The following is a 23726-nucleotide window of genomic DNA, read 5'->3' as shown; positions in this document are numbered from 1 at the left end:
ATATATAGTTAAACATTTACTACCTTTATACCTTAATTAGAAATACACACTAAAATGGCTACCAAGAAAACAGCAATTACAAAAGATAAGATAGTTTCATTGTACATGGATTATGTACTAGAACACAGTGAAAAACCTAAGTCAGTATACAGTTTTAGCAAGTCTAATGATTTTACTGAAACAGAATTTTATGCGTACTTCGGGACAATAGAAAGTATCGAAAAAGAGATTTTCAAAATGTTTATAGAAAAAACAATTGAACTCTTACAAAAAAATAAAGAATACGAGATGTATGATATGAAAAGTAAAATGTTAAGTTTCTATTTTACTTTTTTTGAAATCCTTACTGCTAACAGGAGTTATGTAGTTTTAGTTTTAAAAGAGCATAATGACCAACTTAAAAAAGTAATGCAACTATCTGGATTGAGAAATAGCTTTAAAAATTTCTTAACCGAAATTATCGCTGATGATTTTAGAACACAACAAGAGCGTTTACAAAACTTTCAAGAAAAAGCTTTTCAAGAAACGTCTTGGATACAACTTTTATTAACCTTAAAGTTCTGGCTTGATGATGCTAGTCCAGCATTTGAAAAAACAGATATCTATATTGAAAAGTCTGTCAAAGTGACTTTTGAGTTAATGAATATTGCTCCAATAGACAGTTTAATCGATTTTGGAAAATTTATTTTCAAAGAAAAAATATACAACAAGTAATGAAAACAATAGACTACATACCCACCTCAAAAATTGAGCGGGCAACTAAATTAGTACAAACAGGTGCAAAAGTTGGCGTAAACTACCTAAAATATTATGGTGGCAAAATGGTCAACTCTGATATGACTCGTGATCAATTGAATGTAGATAATGCAGAGGATATTTATGATGGGCTTAAAAGTTTAAAAGGAAGTGCACTTAAAGTAGCCCAAATGTTAAGCATGGATAAAAGTTTTTTACCACAAGCTTACGTTGAAAAATTCTCACTATCGCAATTTTCAGTGCCTCCATTATCTGCTCCATTGGTTTTAAAGACATTCAAAACTAATTTTGGTAAAACACCGTATGAAATATTTGATGAATTTAATGCTACCTCAGTAAATGCCGCTAGCATAGGACAAGTACACGTTGCGGTTAAAGACGGTAAAAAATTAGCGGTAAAAATTCAGTATCCTGGTGTAGCCAATAGTATTTCATCGGATTTGTCTATGGTAAAACCAATTGCCATAAGAATGTTTAACCTGCAAGGAAAAGATTCTGATAAATATTTCAAAGAAGTAGAAGATAAATTGATTGAGGAAACTAATTATTTATTGGAACTAAAACAAAGCCAAGAAGTAGTTGAGGCCTGTCAAAAAATTGAAAATTTAGTTTTCCCTAGCTATTATCCAGAGTTTTCATCAGAGAAAATCATTACCATGGATTGGATGACTGGAAAACACCTATCAGAGTTTACAAAAATAAATACAGATCAAGTGGCGTCTGATAAAATTGGACAGGCTTTGTGGGATTTTTATATGTACCAAATTCATATTCTGAAAAAAGTACACGCAGATCCACATCCAGGAAATTTCTTGGTAGATGAAAACAACAATCTTGTAGCACTCGATTTTGGATGCATGAAAAAAATTCCTACGGAATTCTACATCCCTTATTTTGAGCTTATTGACAAAAAGGTCATAAATGATCCTAAATTATTTAACGCTAAATTGTTTGAACTTGAAATTTTAAGAACCGATGATACCGCTGAGGAAATCGCTTATTTTACAACCATGTTTCATGATTTGTTATCCTTATTCACTCAGCCATTTCAAGCATCAACATTTGATTTTTCTGATGTAACATTTTTTGACAATATAGCTGCATTAGGAGAGCGTTTTTCTAAGGATACAAACTTAAGAAAGATGAATGGCAACAGAGGTTCTAAGCATTTTATATACATGAATAGAACTTTTTTCGGGTTGTACAATTTAATGTTTGACTTAAAGGCTACAATAGTTGTCAATGAGTTTGAAAAATACAAATAGTGAAAAAAGAGCATTTACCCTCAAAAATGTGCCTAGTTTGCAACAGGCCCTTTAACTGGAGGAAAAAATGGGAAAAAGTTTGGGAAGAAGTAAAATATTGTAGTGAAAAATGCAAAAGAAACAAAAAGGTTTAGTTTGGTTTAGAAATGATTTGAGAGTTCAAGATAATGAATCACTTAAAAATGCAATTGATAAAAATGAGACGGTTGTTGCTGTATATTTTTTTGACCCAAGACAGTTTGAAGAAACACAATTTGGATTTAAAAAAACAGAGAAATTTAGAGCTAAGTTCTTACTAGAGTCTGTTGTTGCTTTGCGTAAAAATCTAGAAAAACTAAACATTTCATTATTAGTTTACCAACAAAAACCTGAGGATGTATTGCCTGAATTCATTAAGAAGAATGAAATTAATTCCCTTTACTTTCAAGAAGAATGGACTAGTGAGGAAAAGCAAATTGAGCAAAATATAAGAGAAAAAACAGAGGCTACAGTAGAATTTAGAACTTCTTACAAGCAATTTTTGTTTCATCCTGATAGCATTCCCTTTGATATTGAATCGATACCAAATGTTTTTACAAAATTTAGAAATAAATGCGAAAAATCAGCTCGAGTTAAATCTTTATTTGTTTCTAAAGCAAAACCAAAAGAAAACTTGGTTTCAAATGTCACTAAGATTCCTACTCTACAAGATTTGGGTTTAGAAGATTTTGAATTAGATTCTAGAACTGCTTTTCCGTTTCGTGGAGGTGAAGATGCAGCTTTATCTAGATTACAAGGTTATTTTTGGGATAGCGAAAAGTTAAGCGTTTATAAACTCACTCGCAATGGATTGATAGGCGCCGATTTTAGTTCGAAATTTTCACCTTGGTTAGCCAATGGTTCCATTTCGGCGAAAACTATTTATTGGGAAATCTTGCAATATGAGAAAGAAATTGAAAAAAATGAGTCTACATACTGGCTAATTTTTGAGTTGATTTGGAGGGATTATTTCAAATACATTTCATTAAAAAACGGAGATAGTATCTTTAAAATAGGCGGCATTTTACATAGAGATTACGATTGGAAAAATAATAAATATGCAATTACTAAATGGATAAATGGAACTACCGAAGAACCATTTGTAAATGCAAATATGATTGAATTACTACAAACGGGCTGGATGAGTAATAGAGGTAGGCAAAATGTAGCTTCGTACTTTGCTAAAGAATTGTTACTGGACTGGCGTATTGGTGCTGCATATTTTGAGTCTCTTTTACTTGATTATGATGTACATAGCAATTATGGTAACTGGATGTATGTTTCTGGAGTGGGCAATGATCCTAGAGACCGAAAGTTCAACATCAAGTTACAAGCATCAAATTATGATGGACAATCGAAATTTCAAAACTTATGGTTGCAAAACAAACTATTTTAATGTAAATGAATACAAATAAAAAAAATATCAATGTAGTCTGGTTGAAAAGAGATCTTCGTTTACAAGATAACGAAGCTATTTTCAATGCAACAAATTCAGGAATTCCTACTTTATTGCTATATGTATTTGAAAAATCATTAAAAAATGACACTCATTATAGTACAAGACATTGGAATTTTATTAAACAATCCATTGTAGATTTAAACAAGCAACTAGAACAATCTAACACAAAAATATTAGCAGTTTCATCTGAAGTGATGCAGGTTTTTAATTTCTTAGAAGAAAATTATAAAATAAAAACCGTCTATTCACACCAAGAAACAGGAATAAAAATCACTTATGAACGTGACAAAACTTTCAAAAGATATTGTAAAAACAACTTTATCCATTGGGAAGAAAACATCAACAATGGTATTTTTAGAGGATTAAAAGACAGATCAAATTGGGTATCACAATGGGAAAAATACATGAATTTGCCATTATTCGTTTTTGATTTTGACCCAAAAAAATACGTTCCAATTGAGGAGATAATTGAGTTAGAGAAAACACTCGAAAAACAAGACTTAGACACTGTTCCTGATACCATTTTTCAAAAAGGAGGTACCACAATGGGTCGCAAGTATTTAGAAACCTTTTTTAATGAAAGGTATTTTAATTACGGTTCTCATATTTCTAAACCATTATTGGCAAGAAAAAGCTGCAGTAGGTTATCCCCTTATATTGCATGGGGAAATTTATCAACTCGTGAAGTATTGCAAAAAGCTGCTACTTTTAGATTACAATGTAGTGATCCTAAACAAATAGACTCATTTGTATCACGATTAACATGGCAAGCTCATTTTATTCAAAAGTTTGAAATGGAGGAAATCATGGAGTTTGAGAGTGTAAATAAAGGTTTTCATTCCTTGCAAAAGAAAGTAAATAACAATTACATCGAAGCTTGGAAAACAGGAACGACAGGTTTCCCGCTAATTGATGCGTGCATGAGATGTTTAAATGAAACTGGTTATTTAAATTTTAGAATGCGCGCCATGTTGGTTTCGTTTTTTACACATAATTTATGGCAACCATGGCAAGAAGCTACCCATCATTTATCTCAAATGTTTTTAGACTTTGAACCGGGAATTCATTTTCCGCAATTGCAAATGCAAGCAGGAGAAACAGGTATAAACATGCTACGCATTTATAACCCTATAAAAAACAGTTATGAACACGATCCAGAGGGAGAGTTTATAAGAAAATGGGTTCCTGAGTTGCAAAACATTCCGCGCAGCTTTATCCATGAACCTTATAAAATGACATATCTTGACCAAAAGTTTAATGATTTTGAAGTTGGTGTTGATTATCCAAAACCAATCGTAAACATGGAGAGAACTAGAAAATTTGCAAGTGATTTTTTATGGAAAATGAAAAAAAATCCGCTCGTAAAAGAAGAAAGTTCCCGAATCTTAAAATTGCATACTATGGCCGATATAGGCGATAGTGAAGCTTAGATTAAAAAAAAGAATAATATAAAAACTTAGTATCGTGACTGTAAAAAAAGAACTTACTGATTTAGAAAAAGACCGCGTTATAGAAATGGCTTGGGAAGACCGAACTACGTTTGACGCTATTTTATTGCAATTTGGACTCAAAGAACAAGAAGTAATCAACTTGATGCGCGCCGAAATGAAACCATCAAGTTTTAAAATGTGGCGTGAAAGAGTGCAAGGAAGAAAAACAAAGCATGAAAAACTAAGAGATTTTAGAGAAGGAAGATTTAAATGCACTATGCAAAGACAAATTAACAACAACAAAATTTCTAAACGATAATTCACATTCAACTACAAAAATAAATTTTAATAACTGATTGATATTACACATGAAAAACATAGTAATCATTGGGGGAAGCAAAGGTATTGGTAGTGCCATACTATTGCAACAATTAGAAAGCAATATCGTGTACAACATAAGTAGAAACGAGCCTGAAATAACTCACCCCAACTTGAGACACTTTTCAATAAATGTCCTACAAGATGCTTTACCTGATATAGAAAACGTAGATACTTTAATCTATTGTCCTGGTTCTATAAATCTAAAACCAATAGGGAGTTTAAGTATTGACGATTTTAGAAATGATTTTGAAATAAATGTGATTGGGGCAGTGAAAGCCATTCAAAAATACTTACCCGCTTTACGAAAAGGAACTAATCCGTCGATTGTTTTATTCAGTACGGTTGCTGTAAAACTAGGAATGCCATTTCATGCGAGTATAGCAACAGCCAAAGCAGGTATTGAAGGCCTTGTAAAATCATTAGGAGCTGAATTAGCATCTGTGATTAGAATCAATGCCATTGCCCCTACAATTACCGAAACGACTTTAGCAGCGGGAATATTAAGAAACGATCGAATGAAAGAAAACATGGTAGAACGCCACCCGATGAAAGGGTATTTAAAACCTGAAGAAGTTGCAAATATGGCTAACTTCTTGATTTCAGAGAACGCTAAATCCATATCCGGTCAGATATTCGAAATGGACTACGGCATCGTATCTTTTAAAATATAAAAATAATTTACCCAAAATAAAAATTGAAACCCAGAATAGAATGATCAAAGAAATGAAAAGTTACGAAAAAATTGAACAGTACGATACCGAAATAACAAACGCATTAGCGGATAATTATAAAGTAATAATCGAAAATCTAGGCGAGGATGTGACTCGCGAAGGTCTAGAAAAAACACCTGAACGCGTTGCAAAAGCAATGCAATATTTAACACATGGGTATGGCTTAGATCCTTTAGAAATTCTAAAATCTGCTATGTTTACTGAAGATCACCAGCAAATGATTGTTGTAAAAGATATTGAAGTGTACTCCATGTGTGAACATCACATGCTTCCGTTTTTTGGAAAAGCACACGTTGCTTATATTCCAAATGGTAAAATTGTAGGTTTGAGTAAAATACCAAGAGTTGTTGATGCTTTTGCTCGAAGAATGCAAGTGCAAGAACGATTAACAGACCAAATTAAAAACTGTATTCAAGAGGCCTTAAATCCATTAGGAGTGGCAGTTGTTATTGAAGCTCAACATATGTGTATGCAAATGCGTGGGATTCAAAAACAAAATTCTGTAACAACTACTTCTTCATTTACCGGTGCATTTGAAAAAGACAAAACCAGAAAAGAGTTTATCAGTTTGGTATCTAATAAACTAAGTTAATTGTATCTTTATATAAAAATTACAGTTCTACCATAAATTCACAAAAGGAAATTACAAGATTTAAATATTGCGTAGTTTCCTTTTTTTGTTAACCTAATTTATAAAGTCATGAAAATTCTCTTAACTGGTGCCACAGGATACATAGGAAAAAGACTTTTACCCTTATTAGTAGAACAAGGTCATGAAGTAATATGTTGTGTACGAGATAAGAATAGATTCTATTGCCCTATTGAATTTCAAAGTAAAATTACAGTAATTGAGGTTGATTTTTTAGACGAACTCTCGGTTCAAAATATCCCTAATACTATAGATATTGCGTATTATTTGATACACTCCATGTCAGGATCTGCTACAAACTATGACGAATTAGAAAGTTTATCAGCAAAAAACTTTGTTTCTAATTTAAACCAAACTCGCGTTCAGCAAGTGATTTACCTAAGTGGTATTGTAAATGACCAAGCCTTGTCAAAGCACCTTTCTTCCCGAAAAAAAGTTGAAGATATTTTAACTACTGGAACTTTTGCTACCACTACCCTAAGGGCTGGAATTATAGTAGGATCTGGTAGTGCCTCATTTGATATTATTAGAGATTTAGTTAATAAACTACCTGTAATGATCACTCCTAAATGGCTCAACACAAGATGTCAACCCATAGCTATCACAGATGTGTTGGATATTTTAATGCGATCCTTATTGAATCCAAAAACGTTTGATCAAAGTTTTGATATTGGTGGACCAGATATTTTAACGTATAAGGAGATGCTTTTAGGTTTTGCTGCAGCCAAAAATTTAAAAAGATGGATTTTCACAGTACCTGTTATGACTCCTAAGCTTTCCTCCTACTGGTTGTATTTTGTAACTTCAACATCCTACAGATTGGCATCGGCATTGGTGAGTAGTATGAAAGTTGAAGTGGTGTGCAATGACAATAGAATTAACGACATCGTGCAAGTAAAACCTATGACGTACCAACAAGCATTAAAACGAGCTTTGATAAAAGTGGACGAAGATAAAGTAGCTTCTAGCTGGAAAGATTCTATGATTAGCGGGCGTTTCAACACGAATCTTTCTAATTATTTAAAAGTACCCAAAAAAGACTGCTTTATTGACCGTAGAAAAATGGAAATCATTGATCGGGAATTTACCATAAGTAGAATTTGGTCCATAGGAGGTGAAACGGGCTGGTATTATGGAGATTGGCTATGGGATTTACGAGGTTTTATTGATAAATTATATGGTGGTGTAGGTTCCAGACGTGGACGAACCAACAGACATGACATACATGCTGGTGATGCTCTTGATTTCTGGAGGGTTTTGTATGCCAATAAACAAGAAGGAAAACTTATCTTATTTGCCGAAATGAAACTTCCAGGTGAAGCTTGGCTCGAGTTTAAAATAATTGGAAATACATTATATCAATCGGCAACATTTAGACCTAATGGAATATGGGGTAAATTGTATTGGTACAGCGTTGTTCCTTTTCATGGATTTATATTCAAAGGAATGCTTCAAAAATTAATTTACTAATTCTGTCAAAAATCAAAAAAAATACGCGTTTAAAAACTTTAAACGCGTATTGTAAAATGTAAACTATTTTAAAATTCCTGCTTTGTAAGTAGCAATAGCTCTATCTCTAGCCATAGCATGCTCTACCATAGGTTTTCCGTATCCTAAATCAAATTCTTTAATCCATTTTCTAATGTAAGCTCCTTTTTCATCAAACTTTTTTTGTTGAATATCTGGATTAAAAACTCTAAAATATGGCGCTGCATCACAACCAGTTCCAGCAGCCCATTGCCAGTTGCCAACATTTGCAGACATTTCGTAATCTAATAATTTTTCTGCAAAATAGGCTTCGCCCCATTGCCATTCAATTAATAAATGTTTGCATAAAAAACTAGCTACAACCATACGGACTCTATTGTGCATGTAGCCTGTTTCATTAAGCTGACGCATACCTGCATCAACCATAGGATAACCTGTTTTTCCTTCGCACCAACGTTTAAAATCGGCTTCGTCATTGCGCCATTCAATACCATCGTACGCTGACTTGAAATTACGGTTGACCACTTTTGGGAAACTGTAAAGAATTTGCATAAAAAATTCTCTCCAAATCAATTCGCTTAAAAAAACATCATTTTTATGAAAAGCCCAATTGACTAATTTGCGCACACTTACTGTCCCAAAACGCAAATGAGGAGACAGATAAGAGGTTTTATCCATAGCCGGAAAATCTCTTGTATCCTGATAATTTGATATAAACTTGAGATTGTGAGGCTTAACAGTGATAGCGCTTTTTTCAAAACCAATTTCGGCCAAAGAAGGCATTGCATAGGTATTTTTATGAAAATTAGAATACAATGATTCCGTATCATACTCCACAACAGGCGCCATCGTTTTGTATTTTTCTAACCATTTATTTTTAAAGGGTGTGTATACAGTATAAGGTAACCCATCAGCTTTTGTGATTTCTTTTTCTTCGAAAATTACTTGGTCTTTAAAAGCTTGTGCTTTTACATTACTTTGTGCTAACAACTCACAAATGGCAGCATCACGCTTTAGTGCATATGGCTCATAATCTTTGTTATAAAAAACATTTTGAATATCGTACTCTTCTAATAGCGATTTCCAAACGACATGAGTTTGTCCTTTTTTGACAAGAAGTGAACTCCCTATTTGAGCTAATGCATCCTGAATGGTACTTAATGATTGATGTATAAAGTTGACCCTAGCATCATTTACTGGCAGTTTATCCAGAATAGCATCATCAAAAATAAACAAAGGAATTACAACTTTGCTTGACTGTAAGGCCTGAAATAAACCTGCATTATCGTCTAGTCTTAAATCCCGTCTAAACCAAAAGAGAGATACTTGTTGCTTGCTCATTATTTTGAATTAAAAATTTCATCAACCTTTGTTACACGGTATTCAAAAATTGATTTTAATTTATTTTTTACAACTAAGGCGTTCATGATGCGACCTAAAATCCCTAATGGCAAGCCATAATGCACCACATCAGTCATTTTTGTTCCTGTTGGGGTTTCTTCAAAGAAATGTTTGTGGTGCCAAAAACTGTAGGGTCCAAAACGTTGTTCGTCTATGAAATAGCTGTTTTCTTTAACTTGAGTAATAATGGTCATCCAAGATAAGGTGATGCCAAAAAGTGGTGTCACTCTATATTGTATAACTTGTCCAGGATACATTGATTTTTGATCAAAATCAGTGATTTGAAAACCCATTCCTTCGGGTGTAATTTTTTGAAGGTTTTTTGGGTTCGAAAAAAAAGTCCAACATTCAGCAACAGATGCATTAACATGCTGAACGGTTTCTTGTTTGTATATTTTCATAATGGCTTTGTAAAAGAAATTGGTGTTTTTGTGCGCGTGAGGGATAGTAGTGGAGCTCTTTTTTTTGGGGTTGACTTTTTTGTCAAGCCAAAAAAAAAAGCGGGAACGAATAGCCCGACCCCGCTGTAACGCTAGTGGAAGCGAGGTCACGCCCCAACGATATTTATTACATTTTATAGTATTTGAAGGGTACAAAAAGCATCCCGAAACACTCTCCATGTTCTTTGCCTAAATGTTTGTGGTGTACTTTGTGTGCTTTACGCAAGCCTATTAAATACTTGTTGTTTGTGTGTTTGAACCACTTAAAACGCTGATGAATAAGAACATCGTGAATTAAGAAATAACACAAACCGTAAAACATAATACCAAGACCTATGAAAAATTTATAATTCAATCCGCCCTCTACACCGTAGTAGAAAAGAGCTATGCTTGGAGCTGCAAAAATCACAAAAAAGATGTCGTTTCTCTCAAAGATGTTTGCGTATTTTGGCTGATGATGATCTGCATGAAAATACCACATGGAACCGTGCATTACATACTTATGGGTACACCAAGTAATCCCCTCCATGGTTAAAAAAGTACCAAGAAAAATCAAAAAAAATATCATTTTATTATGTATTTAAGTGTAACAATTTTTATTAATGCTGAAAATTATACTAGTTTTAATTTATAAGACACAAAAGATTTGGCTAGTAAACCTGCTTTTGAATAATTTGAAACTCGAATTCTAGAACTTCCAATCTCACTACAAGGCGTATTCTCTAATTTTTTAAGTAGTTTTTTATAGTAAACAAAGGCAGTGTAAACACCAAACTTTGCCTCTATTGGAAGCTTTACAATTCCTTCATAAGCTACTCTAAAATCCTCTTCTATCTCGTTGATGATTTGTGTTTTTGCTTTTTCATCGAATGAATTGAGATCTACGCCTGGAAAATAATTACGGTTCAACACCAAATTATCATCTTTTAAATCACGTAAGAAATTGACTTTCTGGAAAGCCGAACCTAGTCTCATGGCTTCGTCTTTAAGTTGCTCATAACGTTTGTCATCACCCGCAACAAAAACTTTTAAGCACATGAGGCCTACCACATCAGCAGAGCCGTATATATAAGCATCATACTCTTCTTTACTGTGATAATCAGATTTGATTAAATCTAGTTTCATGCTTCGTAAAAAAGCCTGTACAAGATCATCGCTAATGTTGTATTGCTTAACCGTTTGTTGAAAAGAATTCAAAATAGGGTTTAAACTTATACCTCTTTCTAGGGCTTTGTAATATTCCTCTTCAAAATCGGTAATGAGATCTTCTTTGTTGTAGCCATGAAATGTATCGACAATTTCATCTGCAAAACGCACAAAACCATAAATGCTATAAATGGCGTCTCTTATGCTAGGTGATAACATGTATACCGCTAATGAAAAAGAGGTACTGTAATTTTTTGTAACTAACTTGCTACATTTAAAAGACACATCGTCAAATAATTCTTTCATACTATTGCTCTGAAAATTGCTTATTAATTAATTCTGACACTAATTTTCCAGAAATTAATGCCGGAGGTACCCCAGGACCAGGAACCGTTAATTGACCTGTGAAATATAAATTTTTAACTTTTTTACTTTTTAACTTCGGTCTCAAGAAAGCAGTTTGCAAGAGCGTATTTGCCATGCCGTATGCGTTTCCTTTGTATGAATTATAATCTGAAACAAAATCATTTTTACAAAAAGACTCTTTAAAAATAATACTTTCTCTAACATTTTGCTGTGTTAAAGTTTCAAAACGCTTGATGATTATTTCAAAATATTCCTCTCTTAAAGCCTCAGTATCATTTATACCTGGTGCTAAAGGTACAAGAAAAAATCCAGATTCCATACCCTCAGGAGCAGCAGTTTGATCTGTTACCGATGGGAAATTTGCATAAAACAAAGGCTCTTTAGGCCATTGCGGTTCATCATAAATATCCCTAGCATGCTGATAAAAATCAACATCAAAAAATAAAGCATGATGTGATATGTTATCTAGTTTTTTATTGAAACCAACATAAAACAACAATGATGATGGAGCAAAAACTCTGCTGTCCCAATATTTTTCTGAATAAGCTCTGTATTTTTGATCTAATAATGTTTCGGTGTGGTGGTAATCAGCACCACTCAAAATTAAATCAGATGCTATGCGATCTCCGTTTATTTGAAGTGCAACTGCAGTTCCGTTTTCAACTATTATTTTGTCAACTCCCGCATTGGTTACAAATTGAACTCCTAATTCTTTTGCAAGATTTACCATGGCTCTCACCACATCAAACATTCCTGTTTTTGGATGCCAAGTTCCCAATCCGAAATCAGCAAAATTCATGAAACTATAAAAGGAGGGTGTATCTGATGGTTTTGCACCAAGGAATAATACAGGAAACTCTAAAATCTGGATTAGCCTTTCATTTTTAAACTGCTTACGTACATCTCTACTTATGTTACTAAAAAATTCACCTACTTTTAATGCCGTTTCGGTAGTGATTAACTCTAAAGCCGAAACTCCCGGACGATAAACTAAATCTTTGATAGCGATATCATAGTTGCTTTTGGCACGTGCCATAAACTTTTGCAACTTTGCACCACTACCCTTTTCAATAGAATCAAAAGTGGCAACAATTTCATCTAAATTATCAGCAATAGTAATGAAATCATTGATTCCGTAGTATACCCTATATGCTGGTGCTAGTTTTATTAACTCATAATAATGAGTAGTTTTTTTGCCAAAATCAGCAAAAAAACGCTGAAAAACATCTGGCATCCAGTACCAACTTGGCCCCATATCAAACGTAAAACCATCTATTTTGAGTTGTCTTGCTCTACCTCCTAATGCATCGTTTTTTTCATAAACTATCACATTATGACCACTTTGAGCTAAATAGGAAGCTGCAGCCAAAGCAGAAAAGCCAGATCCTATTATTGTTATTTTTTTTATATCTTTCATTTGTTTAGCAAATATACAAATTGTTTAAACAAAAAATTAAATCCAATCGACTAATTCTGAAATAGAATTGAAAATTGTTATTTGTTCTGGAAGTTTGTCTTTATTTATGAACTCTACCATGCGACCAATATACCATAATTCTGTGCTGTCGTCTAATAATTCTTCTGACATCTTCTGAATATAATTATCCAGAAGATCTCGTTCTGGTTGAACCGTCATGTAAGACACATATACAATAGAGTTAAAGTGTTTTTTTAAGTCTTTTAGGTTTTCAATAGGCATACTTTCACCCAGATAAATCGTTTTGTATCCGTGTAATAACACTTCATAGTTTAAATACATCAAACCAAGTTCATGAATCTCGTTCATAGGCAAAGACAAAACAAAAACTTTATCATTCTTGGTTTGCTTCAAAACTTGAAGCTTCTCTGTATTAATTAGTAATTTTTGTTTGATTAAATAACTAATAAAATGCTCGTGTGCTGGAGTAATGGTATCGGATTGCCACAAAAGTCCTAATTCATTCATCAATGGAATAAAAACTTGATGAAAAATCTCTTTAAATGATTTCTCAGCTATTAACCAATTGTATGTGTTAAAAAACAACTCTTGATCAAAGTTCATCATAGCCATCTTAAACTCACTGATGGCGTGACTTTTTGCAGTTTTACTCGAAATTATTTCACGTACAAGCGACGGAATTTTTTCCTGAGGATAGGTTGCAATTTTTGATATCTTGTACCCATAATCATGGAGCAAGGTTATGTTTAAAAGTTTTTGTAAACTAGCCAAATCATACAAACGAATGTTAGTATCTGTACGCATGGGCTGAAGAATATCGTAACGTTTCTCCCAAATTCGTATCGTATGAGCTTTGATCCCTGAGAGGTTTTCAAGATCCTTGATACTGAATACATTTTTTACATTGTTCATCGTTTTTCAATATTTATTGAACAAATGTAAAATAAAATTTATTATAAATGATACTAAAAAGTCCAAAACAAACAAAAAGAGTCATTTTTATTTAAAACTCACAGGCTTTATAGCATTCAAAAGGTCTAAATGCAGAATTGTCTTAGAATTATCTTCATTTCTTGTGTACATAGGTTCAAACTTAGCACCATAAATTAATTCGTTAAATGTATATGATGTTCTTGTGGCAACTGTATTGCTAAACATGTCATCAAAGGCAGTTAAGAATACAATAATTTCTCCATTGGTAGATTTGAAATCCTCTTCAGTAAAACCATATAGCGGGCTGCTCTCTGTTATAGGATGAACGAGTGTCCAGCTTAAAGTGAGCACATTTATTCTTTCTAATTCTAGGTCTAATGCAAAAAATTTATTGATATAAACCTCATTTTCTTTTATGCTCATTCTAATGGTGACCTTTGCAAAAGCATCGGTAAGATTGGTATTTTTAAAAGGGGTTACTCGCATCATCAAACCCGTACCTTCTCTATACGGTGCAATGATAGCATTATGAGAAAACTTAAGAAAAGCGGTGGGCTTACTAAACCTTCCAAAAAATAAACCTGTTGCAATGGCAAAACTAAGTAATCCAATCAAGGCTTCGGCTGCAGCCAATAAACTACTCAAAAAACCAATAGGACTTATATGACCATATCCCACTGTAGTAAAGGTTTGTGCACTAAAAAAGTACGCTTGACCAAATTTACCTAACTCTGTACCAGAAATATCAATACCATTTAAATATTCTATTCCAATGAGGTAATACAAACAGGCAAAAATAAAATTCATACCAATATAAAAAAGGAGTAAGGTGCATAGAAAACGCCATCGAGGCATCTCAATCATGGTGTGGTACCAACTGATTCTATTTAAGATAAACATTCCTCTTTTTTCAACATTGGCACTTCCATCCTTGTTAATAAAACGGCCACCGTAATTATTGGCATTCGTACCAAAACCCGTATTTTGTTGTCCTTCACCTTTTAATTTCATAGCTTGTAGTATAAAACATAGACAAGAACAACCCTTAAAAGGTTTCCTTGCATGTGTTATTGAAACACCAAAAATAGAAATATTAAAAATAAGTAAGTAGCTGTAGTGTGTAAAAACATTTTTTATCAATTAATCCACTAAGATTTACAACGGTAATTCTTTACCACTTTTTTTATACATTAGTGCAAACTAAAAAACTATGAAAAAAATAACCAAAGAAGATATCAGTCAAGAGGTATTTGACTTATATGACGATTATGCACACAATAAAATTGATCGTCGCGGATTTGTAGAAAAACTATCCTTATTTACTGTCGGTACCTTAACGCTTCCATCATTATTGAGTTTCATGTCGCCTAATTATGTGGACTCTATTTTGATACAACCCGAAGACCCCAGAATAAAATCGGGATTTATTACTTACAACTCAGATAAAGGTGGTGGACCAATAAAAGGACTTTTATCTCAACCTACAGGAACAAAAAAGAAACTACCCGGAATTATTGTAGTACATGAAAACCGAGGTCTTAATCCGTACATTGAAGATGTAGGTCGTAGAGGAGCTGTTGAAGGGTTTATAACACTTGCGCCAGATGCTTTATCCCCATTAGGTGGTTATCCTGGTAATGATGATGCAGGACGCGAACTTCAAAAGAAACGTACGCGCGAGGAAATGCTCGAAGATTTTATTGCTGCCTACCATTTTTTAAAATCGCACAAAGATTGCAACGGACATATAGGAGTTGTAGGGTTTTGTTTTGGAGGTTGGATTGCAAATATGATGGCGGTAAAAATACCAGAACTTGGAGCCGCAGTACCTTATTATGGAGGGCAACCCACAGCTGCCGAAGCCGAACTGATTAAAACTCCTATCCTAGCCCAATATGCTGGCTTAGACACCCGTGTGAACGAAGGTTGGCCTGCTTATGAAACCATCTTAAAAAAGAACAATGTACAACATGTTGCCTATTTTTACGATGGTGTTAACCATGGTTTTCACAACAATACCACACCAAGATACGATGAAAAAGCCGCTACGTTATCTTGGACCAGAACCATTGATTTTTTCAAGCAGGAATTAAAGAAGAAATAATGAAATACAAGATTAAATTCCCAAATCATCTTTGGGATTTTTTGTTTTGGTCTATAAAAATAAGTGCTTAAACTTTTCAACTGAACGTATCAATAACGTGAATTCCTAATAAATAAAAAGAATTATATCAAAAATGAAACTAAAAATACTATCTCTCTTTGCTGTTTTATGGAGTATTAATGGAATGACGCAAGAATCCAAAGGATTGATCATAAAAGACATTAACTTAATAACAATGACCAGTCCAAATATTACTGAAAGAAAAAGCGTTTTAATTGAAAATGGCAAAATTGTAAAGATTGATGATTTCAATAAACTTTCAAAAAAATCAAACCATGAAGTAATTGAGGGTTACAACAAGTTCTTGATGCCAGGATTAGCTGAAATGCACAGCCATGTCCCTGCAGAAAAAGATGTAGAGAATTATCTTTTAGAAAATATTGCCGCAGGAGTAACTCGCATTAGGATTATGAATACTAAAACACCTCAACTCCTACTAAAAAATAAAATTGAAACCGATACAAAGATAGTAAGTCCTAAAATACATTACAGTCATATTATAACCCGTGAGGATAAATATACAGAACCGCAATTTGACAGTTTGATGGTTGCAATAAAAAAGAATAATCTTAATTTTATAAAAGTTTTTAGCATAGCTAATGAAGAAGTTTTTGACAACTTGATGAAATCGGCTAATAGAAATTCTATTATCGTTTGTGGACACTATCCTAAGGAAGTTGCACTTGAAAAAGTACTGCAATCCGGCTACAAAAGCATTGAACATCTTGCTGGCTACGAAAAAATTAATGACCAAAGTGCTCTAGCAAATGCTATTCTATTAACCAAAAAATTTAGCGTTTACAACTGTCCTACACTAGATTGGGATATTATGTCAGTAAAACTAAGTTATCCTAATGACTATAAAAATAGACTAGTTTATTTTAATGCTCCTAAAACGTATCTCGAAAATTGGGAAAAAGAATTAAACGATTACGTAACTGCAAAAGGAAATGACCAAATCATACAAGCTGCAGAAAAATACAAACCTCAATTTCAATACAAACAAAAAATTCTAAAAAAACTCAATGATAACAAATGCCTTTTATTACTAGGTAGTGACCCTGCAGGGACCTTTCAAATGAACGGATTTAATATGCACGATGAAATGGTAAATTGGTCAAATGCTGGAATTGATACCTTTACTATTTTAAAATCGGCCACTTCAACACCTGCTTCCTTCTTTGGTGAAACCAAAAATTGGGGAACAATCGAACCAGGCAAATCTGCTGATCTAATAATTCTAGATAAAAATCCATTACAAGATATTACAAACATAAAAACAGTTGCAATCACGATCATTGAAGGCAAGGTATATTTTAAATCAGAACTATTAAAAAAATTAGAATCAAACTCTAAAAATTAAAAAATCTACAACCTGTAAAACTTTGCTAGGCATACCAAAAAAATAAACAGCAAGCCAAATAAAAATTAATAAAGCAAACCCATTACATCACAACTCACAAGTAAATCCTAATTTTGACTTTACTGTTTTTTAATAGCTTACCTTACCAAGAAAGTCATGGCTATAGCGCACAAGGTTCAATTGGTAGAAGCATTATTTGACCGTCTTGAAAAGGAAATTGTAGTCTTTCAGGCCCAATCACAATTAAACTGTTGTAGCGGTTGCGGCGCATGTTGCAGTACTCCTGAAATAGAAGCGTCGCCATTAGAGTTTTTGCCTTGGGCACTGCATTTATTTCTGAATGGAGAAGCCGAAAAAACGCTGGAGACTTTACAACATAAATCCAGTACTTTTTGTTACTTGTATCAACCTCTAACCTTAGTAGATCGAGCTATGGGGCGTTGCAGCAATTACCGATACCGCGGTTTGATTTGTAGACTTTTTGGGTATGCAGCCACAAGAGACAAATACGGTCAGCTACGATTAGCGACTTGCAAAATCATAAAAGAAGGACAAAACGAACACTACAAAACTACTGAAGAAGCTATAAGTAAAGGGCTTTACATTCCTGTTTTTACAGACTATTACATGCAACTTTCCCAGATTGATGCACGTCTAGGTACTACCATGATGCCTATCAATAAAGCTTTAAGAACTGCTATTGAAGAAGTTCTACACTATTATGCCTACCGTCCTTTTCCAAAAGATTTGGGTAATATTGCTTAATCCAAAAACACAGTCCCACAAAAAAAAGCCCCATTTGGGGCTTTTTCAATATAAATATTTAGAGTTTTATTTACTCAAATACATTTTTCTTCTGGAGTACAATTCATAAAATTGATCGTCTTTCAAGTCATCAATAAATAAAATACTTTCCCCTGTCGATTTCATTTCAGGTCCTAAAGCTTTGTTCACATTGTGGAACTTACTAAAAGAAAACACCGGCTGCTTAATGGCAAATCCTTTCAATTGCGGATTGAAGTCAAAATCAGTTACTTTATTGTGGCCTAACATCACTTTTGTTGCATAATTCACATACGGTTCTCCATAGGCTTTTGCAATAAACGGCACCGTACGAGATGCTCTTGGATTAGCTTCTATAATATATACAATATCATTTTTTATCGCAAACTGAATGTTGATTAATCCAACTGTTTTAAGTGCCAAGGCAATTTTTTGAGTATGATCTTTTATTTGTTGCATTACAAACTCACCTAAGTTGAATGGAGGTAAAGTAGCATTACTATCTCCAGAGTGTACACCACAAGGTTCAATATGTTCCATGATCCCTATGATGTATACATTTTCACCGTCGCAAATAGCATCTGCTTCAGCTTCAATAGCACCATCTAAGTAATGATCTAAAAGTAATTTATTCCCTGGAATAGTTTTCAATAAATTAATTACGTGTTCCTCAAGTTCTTGCTTGTTGATCACAATTTTCATTCCTTGCCCTCCTAAAACATAGGATGGACGAATCAACAATGGAAAATCCAGTTGGTCTGCCAATGCCGATGCTTCATCAGCAGTTTCTGCAATACCAAATTGCGGGAATGGAATAGCTAATTCTGTTAAAAGTTCAGAAAAACGCCCTCTATCTTCGGCTAAATCCAGTGCATCAAAACTAGTTCCTATGATTTTGATTCCGTACTTAGATAATTTTTCTGCTAATTTCAGAGCTGTTTGACCCCCTAGCTGAACAATAACCCCTTCTGGTTTTTCGTGTTGAATGATATCATAAATATGCTCCCAAAAAACAGGTTCAAAATACAATTTATCAGCTGTATCAAAATCCGTCGAAACCGTTTCGGGATTACAGTTGATCATGATGGTTTCATAGCCGCACTCTTTGGCAGCTAGTACTCCATGCACGCAAGAGTAATCAAATTCTATACCTTGCCCAATTCGATTTGGCCCTGAGCCCAAAACAATAATTTTCTTTTTATCAGTTACAATACTTTCATTATCCACATAACGTGTTCCGTCAGCTTTTTCTATTTCAGCTTCAAATGTAGAATAATAGTATGGTGTTTGCGCTTTAAACTCTGCAGCACAAGTATCTACAAGTTTAAATACACGGTTGATATTTTTAGCGGTACGCAAATCATGAACTTGGCTTTCTAAACAACCCATCATGTGCGCAATTTGTCTGTCAGCAAACCCTTTTTGTTTGGCTTCCAGCAACAATTCTCTTGGCAACGTTTCAACTTTAAAAGTAGAAATCTCTTTTTCTAAAGTGTAAAGTTCTTCATATTGCTTCAAGAACCACATGTCAATTTTAGTAATTTCATGAATGCGGCTCAAAGGAATTCCCATGGCAATAGCATCATATATCACAAACACTCGATCCCAACTTGCAAAAGTTAGTTTCTCAATAATTTGTTCGTAGTTGGTGTATCCTTTTCCGTCAGCTCCTAAACCATTTCTTTTTATTTCCAATGATTGAGTGGCTTTATGAAGAGATTCTTGAAACGAACGCCCAATTCCCATTACCTCACCAACAGATTTCATTTGAAGTCCTAAAGTTCTGTCAGCTCCTTCAAACTTATCAAAGTTCCAACGTGGTATTTTTACAATAACATAATCTAAAGTCGGTTCAAACAAAGCCGAAGTTGACTTGGTAATTTGATTTTGCAATTCATCTAGATTGTAACCCAACGCCAGTTTAGAGGCGATTTTTGCAATTGGATATCCTGTTGCTTTTGATGCCAAAGCAGAAGAACGAGATACACGAGGATTGATCTCAATGGCTACAATATCTTCTTTATCATCTGGAGAAACAGCAAATTGTACGTTACATCCACCCGCAAAATTCCCTATGCTACGCATCATCAAGATAGCATAATCACGCATTTTTTGAAATGTTGTATCAGATAAAGTCATCGCTGGCGCAACTGTGATCGAATCTCCAGTGTGAATCCCCATCGGGTCCATATTTTCGATAGAACAAATGATAACTACATTATCGTTTTTGTCTCTCAAAAGTTCCAATTCATATTCTTTCCATCCCATCAAAGCTTTGTCAATCAAAACTTCATGTATAGGAGAAGCTTCTAAACCTCTAGTTAAAAGCTCATCAAAATCTTCTTTTTTGTATACAATAGCCGCTCCTGTTCCTCCTAAAGTAAATGAAGGGCGAATTACCAATGGAAAACCAAATTCCTGTGCAATTTCTTTTCCTCTTAGGTAGGACGTACAAATTTCGGCAGGTGCAGTAGGTACATTGATTCTTTTTAGCAAAGCTTTAAATTGATCTCTATCTTCTGTAATATTGATGGCATTAACATCAACCCCAATTAATCGTACTCCAAAATCTTCCCAAATTCCCTTTTCTTCTGCCTCAAGACATAAATTCAAGGCCGTTTGTCCTCCCATTGTTGGTAAAACCGCATCAATTTGAGGATGTGCTTTTAAAATTTCAATGATTGACTTTGTGGTCAATGGCTTCAAATAAACATGATCTGCCATTGAGGGGTCAGTCATAATTGTAGCTGGGTTAGAGTTGATTAAGATGACCTCAATTCCTTCTTCACGAATAGAACGTGCCGATTGTGAACCTGCATAATCAAATTCACAAGCTTGACCAATTACTATAGGACCTGAGCCTATTATCAAAACGGATTTTATAGATGTATCTTTTGGCATTTTATGTAGTGTTGTGTTGTTGTTGTTTATAATTATTAAAAGTATCAAAAATAGACACTTAACTGTAAAATAACCTGTCCTTTTTTAACGAATAGGTATAAAAAAAGGCGATACTAAAAAAAGTAACGCCTTAATTATGTTTATAAAAACATTATTTTTTGTGTCTTGGTTCACTAGAAACAGTCAATTTATGTCTTCCTTTAGCTCTTCTACGCGCAAGAACTTTTCTTCCATTAGCAGAAGCCATTCTGTCCATAAATCCGTGCTTATTTCTTCTTTTTCTTTTCGATGGTTGAAATGTTCTTTTGCTCATTGCTTTGTATCTTTAAAATCTTATTTATATGTCTACTAATTTGAATAATTGTTTATTCGAAAACCGAGTGCAAATATACAAAGACTTTTTTTCCTCACAAGTAGTTTTGCAAAATTATTTTCAATTCATTTTACTATATTTGTAATCTTAAATTAAACATACTATGTTTCACAGAAATATCAAACTTATTATTGCCGGACTTATTGTAGCTACTGGCATTTGGCAATTCACAGAGAGCAATATTGGTAATGGAATTTTTCTTTTACTAATCAGTGTTATCCCCGTATTTTTATACTTTAAAAATGAATTTATCCTTTTAGCATTTCTAAAATTAAGAAAACAAGACTTTGAAGGTGCAAAAAAATGGTTAGCATACATTAAAAATCCAGAAACAGCATTGGTACAAAAACAACAAGGATATTTCAATTACCTTCACGGAATTATGCTTTCTCAAACCAATATCAATCAAGCTGAGAAATATTTCAAAAAAGCAATTGAATTGGGTTTATCAATGGATATGGATTTGGCTGTAGCCAAATTAAACCTTGCTGGTGTAGCCATGACGAGACGTCGTAAGTTAGAGGCAACAACATTATTGAACGAAGCTAAAAAATTAGACAAACAAAACATGCTGAAGGAACAAATTGTAATGATGAAAGAGCAAATGAAAAAGATGTAACTCTTTTTTTTAATAAATTAATTACGAACCACTTACAATTGTAAGTGGTTTTTTTATACCTATTACAGTTTATCGATTTTTTTGGTAATTGAACGATTTTTTTAACATCAATAAACTTATTAACATACTTTTAAACAATAATTGAAATATATGTGGAGAAAATTATACTTATTGTTGTTTTTCCTCTTTACCACAGGCAACTATGCTCAAGATAGTATTGTCTATTTTTCCGATGCGGTAAAACGCAATATCAAACCTTATAAATCAGCAAGTGCAATTGCTTTTGAAAACAAAGACTTCACAGAGGGCAAGCGGTTATTTGACTCACTAGTTCTACACAAACTAAATGGAACTCTATTTGATGATTTTACCATAAAAGGATATAATTCAAAAAAAGTAATACTCCATAAAATAAACAAACCCATTTTATTAGTCACTTATGCCAGCTGGTGCGTACGTAACAAAGGAGATGCTCCAGCTTTGAATACACTAGCAAATAAATATGGTAATGATTTACAAATAGTCATAGTTTTTTGGGATAAAAAGAAAAATTTAAAAAAAACAGTAAATCAATTTAATTCTAAAATCAAGATTTGTTACGCTAATGAAGCCTATCAAAATGATTTTAAAATAGTAGCCACCTTAAAGCACACATTAGGAATGCCTACCGTTTACTACATAGACGAAAATAAAAAGGTGGTAACTATTAACCGAATTAAAAATCAAAATAAAATAAAAATTTCTAAGGACGCAGCATTTGCTATGAGTTATTCTCTTTTTGAAGATATGATTCGTACAACAAATACTAAATTAAGCCTCAATACAACTACAAGAAAACATTAAACACACTGTTTACACACAATATTTCAAATCTCATAACTATCTGTAATTATAAGTGGTAGTTTCTCATTCAACCATTTGTATTTATTTAAAATCATAATGTGAGTACCTCCTTTTACAACAATACATTTTTTTATATTTTTTATAGGAAAAACATCATCTTGATCGCCATGAATGTGCACTACGCTTTCATCAATTGTAACTCTATCCCAAAGCACCACCTGCTCTACAGCCCAAGTTAAATACCGAATATCCCGAACAGATAAAAACTTCTCATACAGCTTGAGCCTTTGATTCACTTTTTCACCAAAAGAGAATTTAGCTAAAGTTTCTATATTCAAAATCAAGTTCATCGGGATTAGTTTATAAGCTTTAGTAGATTTCGCTACCTTTAATCGAAGAGGGAATTCAGCATTACTCTTGACACTGGAAATAATAATAACTTTGCTAACCACAATATGTTTTGCCATTTCCTGAACTAAAATACCTCCAAAAGAAACTCCTATTAAAACAGGATTTCTATGAACTATTTTATCTGCTATTCTCTTGGCGTATGCTACTAAGGTTTCATTATCAAATGGAATTTCCCACTCCAAGTAATGCATTTCAAAATCTGTCTCAGGTAATTTTATACGCTCAAAAATAGTTGTGCTAGCTGCCAACCCAGGCATAAAATAGACATGTGTTTTACTCATAATTGCTTTTAACTTATTTATAACATCTTTAAGGATTATAATCCCGAAATTTGTTTAAAATTAATTTTTTTTTAGAAAATACACCCA

Annotated in this window: 24 protein-coding genes; 14 read left to right on the top strand and 10 right to left on the bottom strand. The window is 33.4% G+C overall.

The window, feature by feature from the left end; all coding sequences use genetic code 11:
* Window positions 1-54 precede the first annotated feature (54 nt).
* From FPG59_RS05270 to FPG59_RS05230, 9 genes are all read left to right on the top strand, one after another.
* Window positions 55-714, top strand: a complete 660-nt coding sequence (locus FPG59_RS05270) for a TetR family transcriptional regulator C-terminal domain-containing protein (RefSeq protein ID WP_086453575.1) — start codon at window positions 55-57, stop codon at window positions 712-714.
* On the top strand, window positions 714-2021 hold the full coding sequence (locus tag FPG59_RS05265; protein WP_086453574.1) for an AarF/ABC1/UbiB kinase family protein: 1308 nt from the start codon (window positions 714-716) through the stop codon (window positions 2019-2021). The genes FPG59_RS05270 and FPG59_RS05265 overlap by 1 nt, the downstream gene beginning before the upstream one ends.
* On the top strand, window positions 2021-2155 hold the full coding sequence (locus FPG59_RS05260) for a DUF2256 domain-containing protein (RefSeq protein ID WP_086453573.1): 135 nt from the start codon (window positions 2021-2023) through the stop codon (window positions 2153-2155). The genes FPG59_RS05265 and FPG59_RS05260 overlap by 1 nt, the downstream gene beginning before the upstream one ends.
* Window positions 2131-3435, top strand: coding sequence for a DASH family cryptochrome (locus FPG59_RS05255; RefSeq protein WP_086453572.1), 1305 nt, complete (start codon window positions 2131-2133; stop codon window positions 3433-3435). Before FPG59_RS05260 ends, FPG59_RS05255 begins: the two co-directional genes overlap by 25 nt.
* A gap of 5 nt (window positions 3436-3440) precedes the next feature.
* Window positions 3441-4928, top strand: a complete 1488-nt coding sequence (locus tag FPG59_RS05250; protein ID WP_086453571.1) for a cryptochrome/deoxyribodipyrimidine photo-lyase family protein — start codon at window positions 3441-3443, stop codon at window positions 4926-4928.
* Window positions 4929-4962: 34 nt separating this feature from the next.
* Window positions 4963-5247 (top strand): TIGR03643 family protein, encoded by a 285-nt coding sequence (locus FPG59_RS05245; RefSeq protein ID WP_254906649.1) that lies wholly within the window; start codon window positions 4963-4965, stop codon window positions 5245-5247.
* Between the two features lie 49 nt (window positions 5248-5296).
* Window positions 5297-5980, top strand: coding sequence for an SDR family NAD(P)-dependent oxidoreductase (locus tag FPG59_RS05240; protein ID WP_086453570.1), 684 nt, complete (start codon window positions 5297-5299; stop codon window positions 5978-5980).
* Between the two features lie 52 nt (window positions 5981-6032).
* On the top strand, window positions 6033-6632 hold the full coding sequence (gene folE / locus FPG59_RS05235; RefSeq protein ID WP_086453577.1) for a GTP cyclohydrolase I FolE: 600 nt from the start codon (window positions 6033-6035) through the stop codon (window positions 6630-6632).
* Window positions 6633-6740: 108 nt separating this feature from the next.
* Window positions 6741-8159, top strand: a complete 1419-nt coding sequence (locus FPG59_RS05230; protein ID WP_086453569.1) for an SDR family oxidoreductase — start codon at window positions 6741-6743, stop codon at window positions 8157-8159.
* A gap of 63 nt (window positions 8160-8222) precedes the next feature.
* On the opposite strand, the gene FPG59_RS05225 is transcribed toward FPG59_RS05230, so the two are convergent.
* From FPG59_RS05225 to FPG59_RS05195, 7 genes are all read right to left on the bottom strand, one after another.
* A complete protein-coding gene (locus tag FPG59_RS05225) occupies window positions 8223-9518 on the bottom strand; it encodes a deoxyribodipyrimidine photo-lyase (protein WP_086453568.1) in 1296 nt (431 codons plus the stop codon).
* Window positions 9518-9979, bottom strand: a complete 462-nt coding sequence (locus tag FPG59_RS05220; protein WP_086453576.1) for an SRPBCC family protein — start codon at window positions 9977-9979, stop codon at window positions 9518-9520. The genes FPG59_RS05225 and FPG59_RS05220 overlap by 1 nt, the downstream gene beginning before the upstream one ends.
* 166 nt (window positions 9980-10145) lie before the next feature.
* The gene (locus FPG59_RS05215) at window positions 10146-10586 is read right to left on the bottom strand and encodes a sterol desaturase family protein (RefSeq protein ID WP_086453567.1); all 441 of its coding nucleotides are present in this window, start codon (window positions 10584-10586) and stop codon (window positions 10146-10148) included.
* A gap of 44 nt (window positions 10587-10630) precedes the next feature.
* Window positions 10631-11470, bottom strand: coding sequence for a phytoene/squalene synthase family protein (locus FPG59_RS05210; protein ID WP_086453566.1), 840 nt, complete (start codon window positions 11468-11470; stop codon window positions 10631-10633).
* Between the two features lies 1 nt (window position 11471).
* Window positions 11472-12947 (bottom strand): NAD(P)/FAD-dependent oxidoreductase, encoded by a 1476-nt coding sequence (locus FPG59_RS05205; protein ID WP_086453565.1) that lies wholly within the window; start codon window positions 12945-12947, stop codon window positions 11472-11474.
* A 36-nt stretch (window positions 12948-12983) separates the two neighbouring features.
* Window positions 12984-13880 (bottom strand): MerR family transcriptional regulator, encoded by an 897-nt coding sequence (locus tag FPG59_RS05200; protein WP_086453564.1) that lies wholly within the window; start codon window positions 13878-13880, stop codon window positions 12984-12986.
* An 87-nt stretch (window positions 13881-13967) separates the two neighbouring features.
* Window positions 13968-14912: an ion channel gene (locus tag FPG59_RS05195; protein WP_086453563.1), complete on the bottom strand. Its 945-nt coding sequence runs from the start codon at window positions 14910-14912 to the stop codon at window positions 13968-13970.
* Window positions 14913-15111: 199 nt separating this feature from the next.
* Between FPG59_RS05195 and FPG59_RS05190 the strand changes: the two genes are divergently transcribed.
* From FPG59_RS05190 to FPG59_RS05180, 3 genes are all read left to right on the top strand, one after another.
* Window positions 15112-16005, top strand: coding sequence for a dienelactone hydrolase family protein (locus tag FPG59_RS05190; RefSeq protein WP_086453562.1), 894 nt, complete (start codon window positions 15112-15114; stop codon window positions 16003-16005).
* A 133-nt stretch (window positions 16006-16138) separates the two neighbouring features.
* Complete coding sequence (locus FPG59_RS05185; protein WP_086453561.1) at window positions 16139-17428, top strand: amidohydrolase family protein; 1290 nt, start codon at window positions 16139-16141, stop codon at window positions 17426-17428.
* Between the two features lie 156 nt (window positions 17429-17584).
* Entirely contained in the window at window positions 17585-18193 is a 609-nt protein-coding gene (locus tag FPG59_RS05180) for a YkgJ family cysteine cluster protein (RefSeq protein ID WP_086453560.1), read from the top strand.
* Between the two features lie 66 nt (window positions 18194-18259).
* On the opposite strand, the gene carB is transcribed toward FPG59_RS05180, so the two are convergent.
* The gene (gene carB, locus FPG59_RS05175) at window positions 18260-21112 is read right to left on the bottom strand and encodes a carbamoyl-phosphate synthase large subunit (RefSeq protein ID WP_086453559.1); all 2853 of its coding nucleotides are present in this window, start codon (window positions 21110-21112) and stop codon (window positions 18260-18262) included.
* A gap of 151 nt (window positions 21113-21263) precedes the next feature.
* On the bottom strand, window positions 21264-21425 hold the full coding sequence (rpmH, locus tag FPG59_RS05170) for a 50S ribosomal protein L34 (protein ID WP_008464848.1): 162 nt from the start codon (window positions 21423-21425) through the stop codon (window positions 21264-21266).
* 163 nt (window positions 21426-21588) lie between these two features.
* On the opposite strand from rpmH, the gene FPG59_RS05165 reads away from it, so the two are divergent.
* Window positions 21589-22104, top strand: a complete 516-nt coding sequence (locus FPG59_RS05165) for a hypothetical protein (protein ID WP_086453558.1) — start codon at window positions 21589-21591, stop codon at window positions 22102-22104.
* 150 nt (window positions 22105-22254) lie between these two features.
* Window positions 22255-22947: a thioredoxin family protein gene (locus tag FPG59_RS05160; protein ID WP_086453557.1), complete on the top strand. Its 693-nt coding sequence runs from the start codon at window positions 22255-22257 to the stop codon at window positions 22945-22947.
* Between the two features lie 23 nt (window positions 22948-22970).
* On the opposite strand, the gene FPG59_RS05155 is transcribed toward FPG59_RS05160, so the two are convergent.
* Window positions 22971-23639 carry an alpha/beta hydrolase gene (locus FPG59_RS05155; RefSeq protein ID WP_086453556.1) on the bottom strand — a complete coding sequence of 223 codons (669 nt, stop codon included), beginning with the start codon at window positions 23637-23639 and terminating at the stop codon, window positions 22971-22973.
* Window positions 23640-23726 lie beyond the last annotated feature (87 nt).

It is taken from the genome of Flavobacterium sp. FPG59 (genome assembly GCF_002150205.1).
Taxonomy (GTDB): domain Bacteria; phylum Bacteroidota; class Bacteroidia; order Flavobacteriales; family Flavobacteriaceae; genus Flavobacterium.
Note: the sequence above shows the minus strand (reverse complement) of the source record. Positions and strands in the feature narration are given on the sequence as shown.

Excerpts from the sequence above, each read along its gene's own strand:
- FPG59_RS05225 (WP_086453568.1), bottom strand. The coding sequence starts at position 9,518 with ATGAGCAAGCAACAAGTATCTCTCTTTTGGTTTAGACGGGATTTAAGA.
- FPG59_RS05210 (WP_086453566.1), bottom strand. The coding sequence starts at position 11,470 with ATGAAAGAATTATTTGACGATGTGTCTTTTAAATGTAGCAAGTTAGTT.
- FPG59_RS05200 (WP_086453564.1), bottom strand. The coding sequence starts at position 13,880 with ATGAACAATGTAAAAAATGTATTCAGTATCAAGGATCTTGAAAACCTC.
- FPG59_RS05205 (WP_086453565.1), bottom strand. The coding sequence starts at position 12,947 with ATGAAAGATATAAAAAAAATAACAATAATAGGATCTGGCTTTTCTGCT.
- FPG59_RS05155 (WP_086453556.1), bottom strand. The coding sequence starts at position 23,639 with ATGAGTAAAACACATGTCTATTTTATGCCTGGGTTGGCAGCTAGCACA.
- FPG59_RS05195 (WP_086453563.1), bottom strand. The coding sequence starts at position 14,912 with ATGAAATTAAAAGGTGAAGGACAACAAAATACGGGTTTTGGTACGAAT.
- FPG59_RS05190 (WP_086453562.1), top strand. The coding sequence starts at position 15,112 with ATGAAAAAAATAACCAAAGAAGATATCAGTCAAGAGGTATTTGACTTA.
- FPG59_RS05240 (WP_086453570.1), top strand. The coding sequence starts at position 5,297 with ATGAAAAACATAGTAATCATTGGGGGAAGCAAAGGTATTGGTAGTGCC.
- FPG59_RS05270 (WP_086453575.1), top strand. The coding sequence starts at position 55 with ATGGCTACCAAGAAAACAGCAATTACAAAAGATAAGATAGTTTCATTG.
- rpmH (WP_008464848.1), bottom strand. The coding sequence starts at position 21,425 with ATGAGCAAAAGAACATTTCAACCATCGAAAAGAAAAAGAAGAAATAAG.
- FPG59_RS05255 (WP_086453572.1), top strand. The coding sequence starts at position 2,131 with ATGCAAAAGAAACAAAAAGGTTTAGTTTGGTTTAGAAATGATTTGAGA.
- carB (WP_086453559.1), bottom strand. The coding sequence starts at position 21,112 with ATGCCAAAAGATACATCTATAAAATCCGTTTTGATAATAGGCTCAGGT.
- FPG59_RS05160 (WP_086453557.1), top strand. The coding sequence starts at position 22,255 with ATGTGGAGAAAATTATACTTATTGTTGTTTTTCCTCTTTACCACAGGC.
- FPG59_RS05220 (WP_086453576.1), bottom strand. The coding sequence starts at position 9,979 with ATGAAAATATACAAACAAGAAACCGTTCAGCATGTTAATGCATCTGTT.
- FPG59_RS05185 (WP_086453561.1), top strand. The coding sequence starts at position 16,139 with ATGAAACTAAAAATACTATCTCTCTTTGCTGTTTTATGGAGTATTAAT.
- FPG59_RS05215 (WP_086453567.1), bottom strand. The coding sequence starts at position 10,586 with ATGATATTTTTTTTGATTTTTCTTGGTACTTTTTTAACCATGGAGGGG.
- FPG59_RS05265 (WP_086453574.1), top strand. The coding sequence starts at position 714 with ATGAAAACAATAGACTACATACCCACCTCAAAAATTGAGCGGGCAACT.
- FPG59_RS05165 (WP_086453558.1), top strand. The coding sequence starts at position 21,589 with ATGTTTCACAGAAATATCAAACTTATTATTGCCGGACTTATTGTAGCT.
- folE (WP_086453577.1), top strand. The coding sequence starts at position 6,033 with ATGAAAAGTTACGAAAAAATTGAACAGTACGATACCGAAATAACAAAC.
- FPG59_RS05250 (WP_086453571.1), top strand. The coding sequence starts at position 3,441 with ATGAATACAAATAAAAAAAATATCAATGTAGTCTGGTTGAAAAGAGAT.
- FPG59_RS05230 (WP_086453569.1), top strand. The coding sequence starts at position 6,741 with ATGAAAATTCTCTTAACTGGTGCCACAGGATACATAGGAAAAAGACTT.
- FPG59_RS05180 (WP_086453560.1), top strand. The coding sequence starts at position 17,585 with ATGGCTATAGCGCACAAGGTTCAATTGGTAGAAGCATTATTTGACCGT.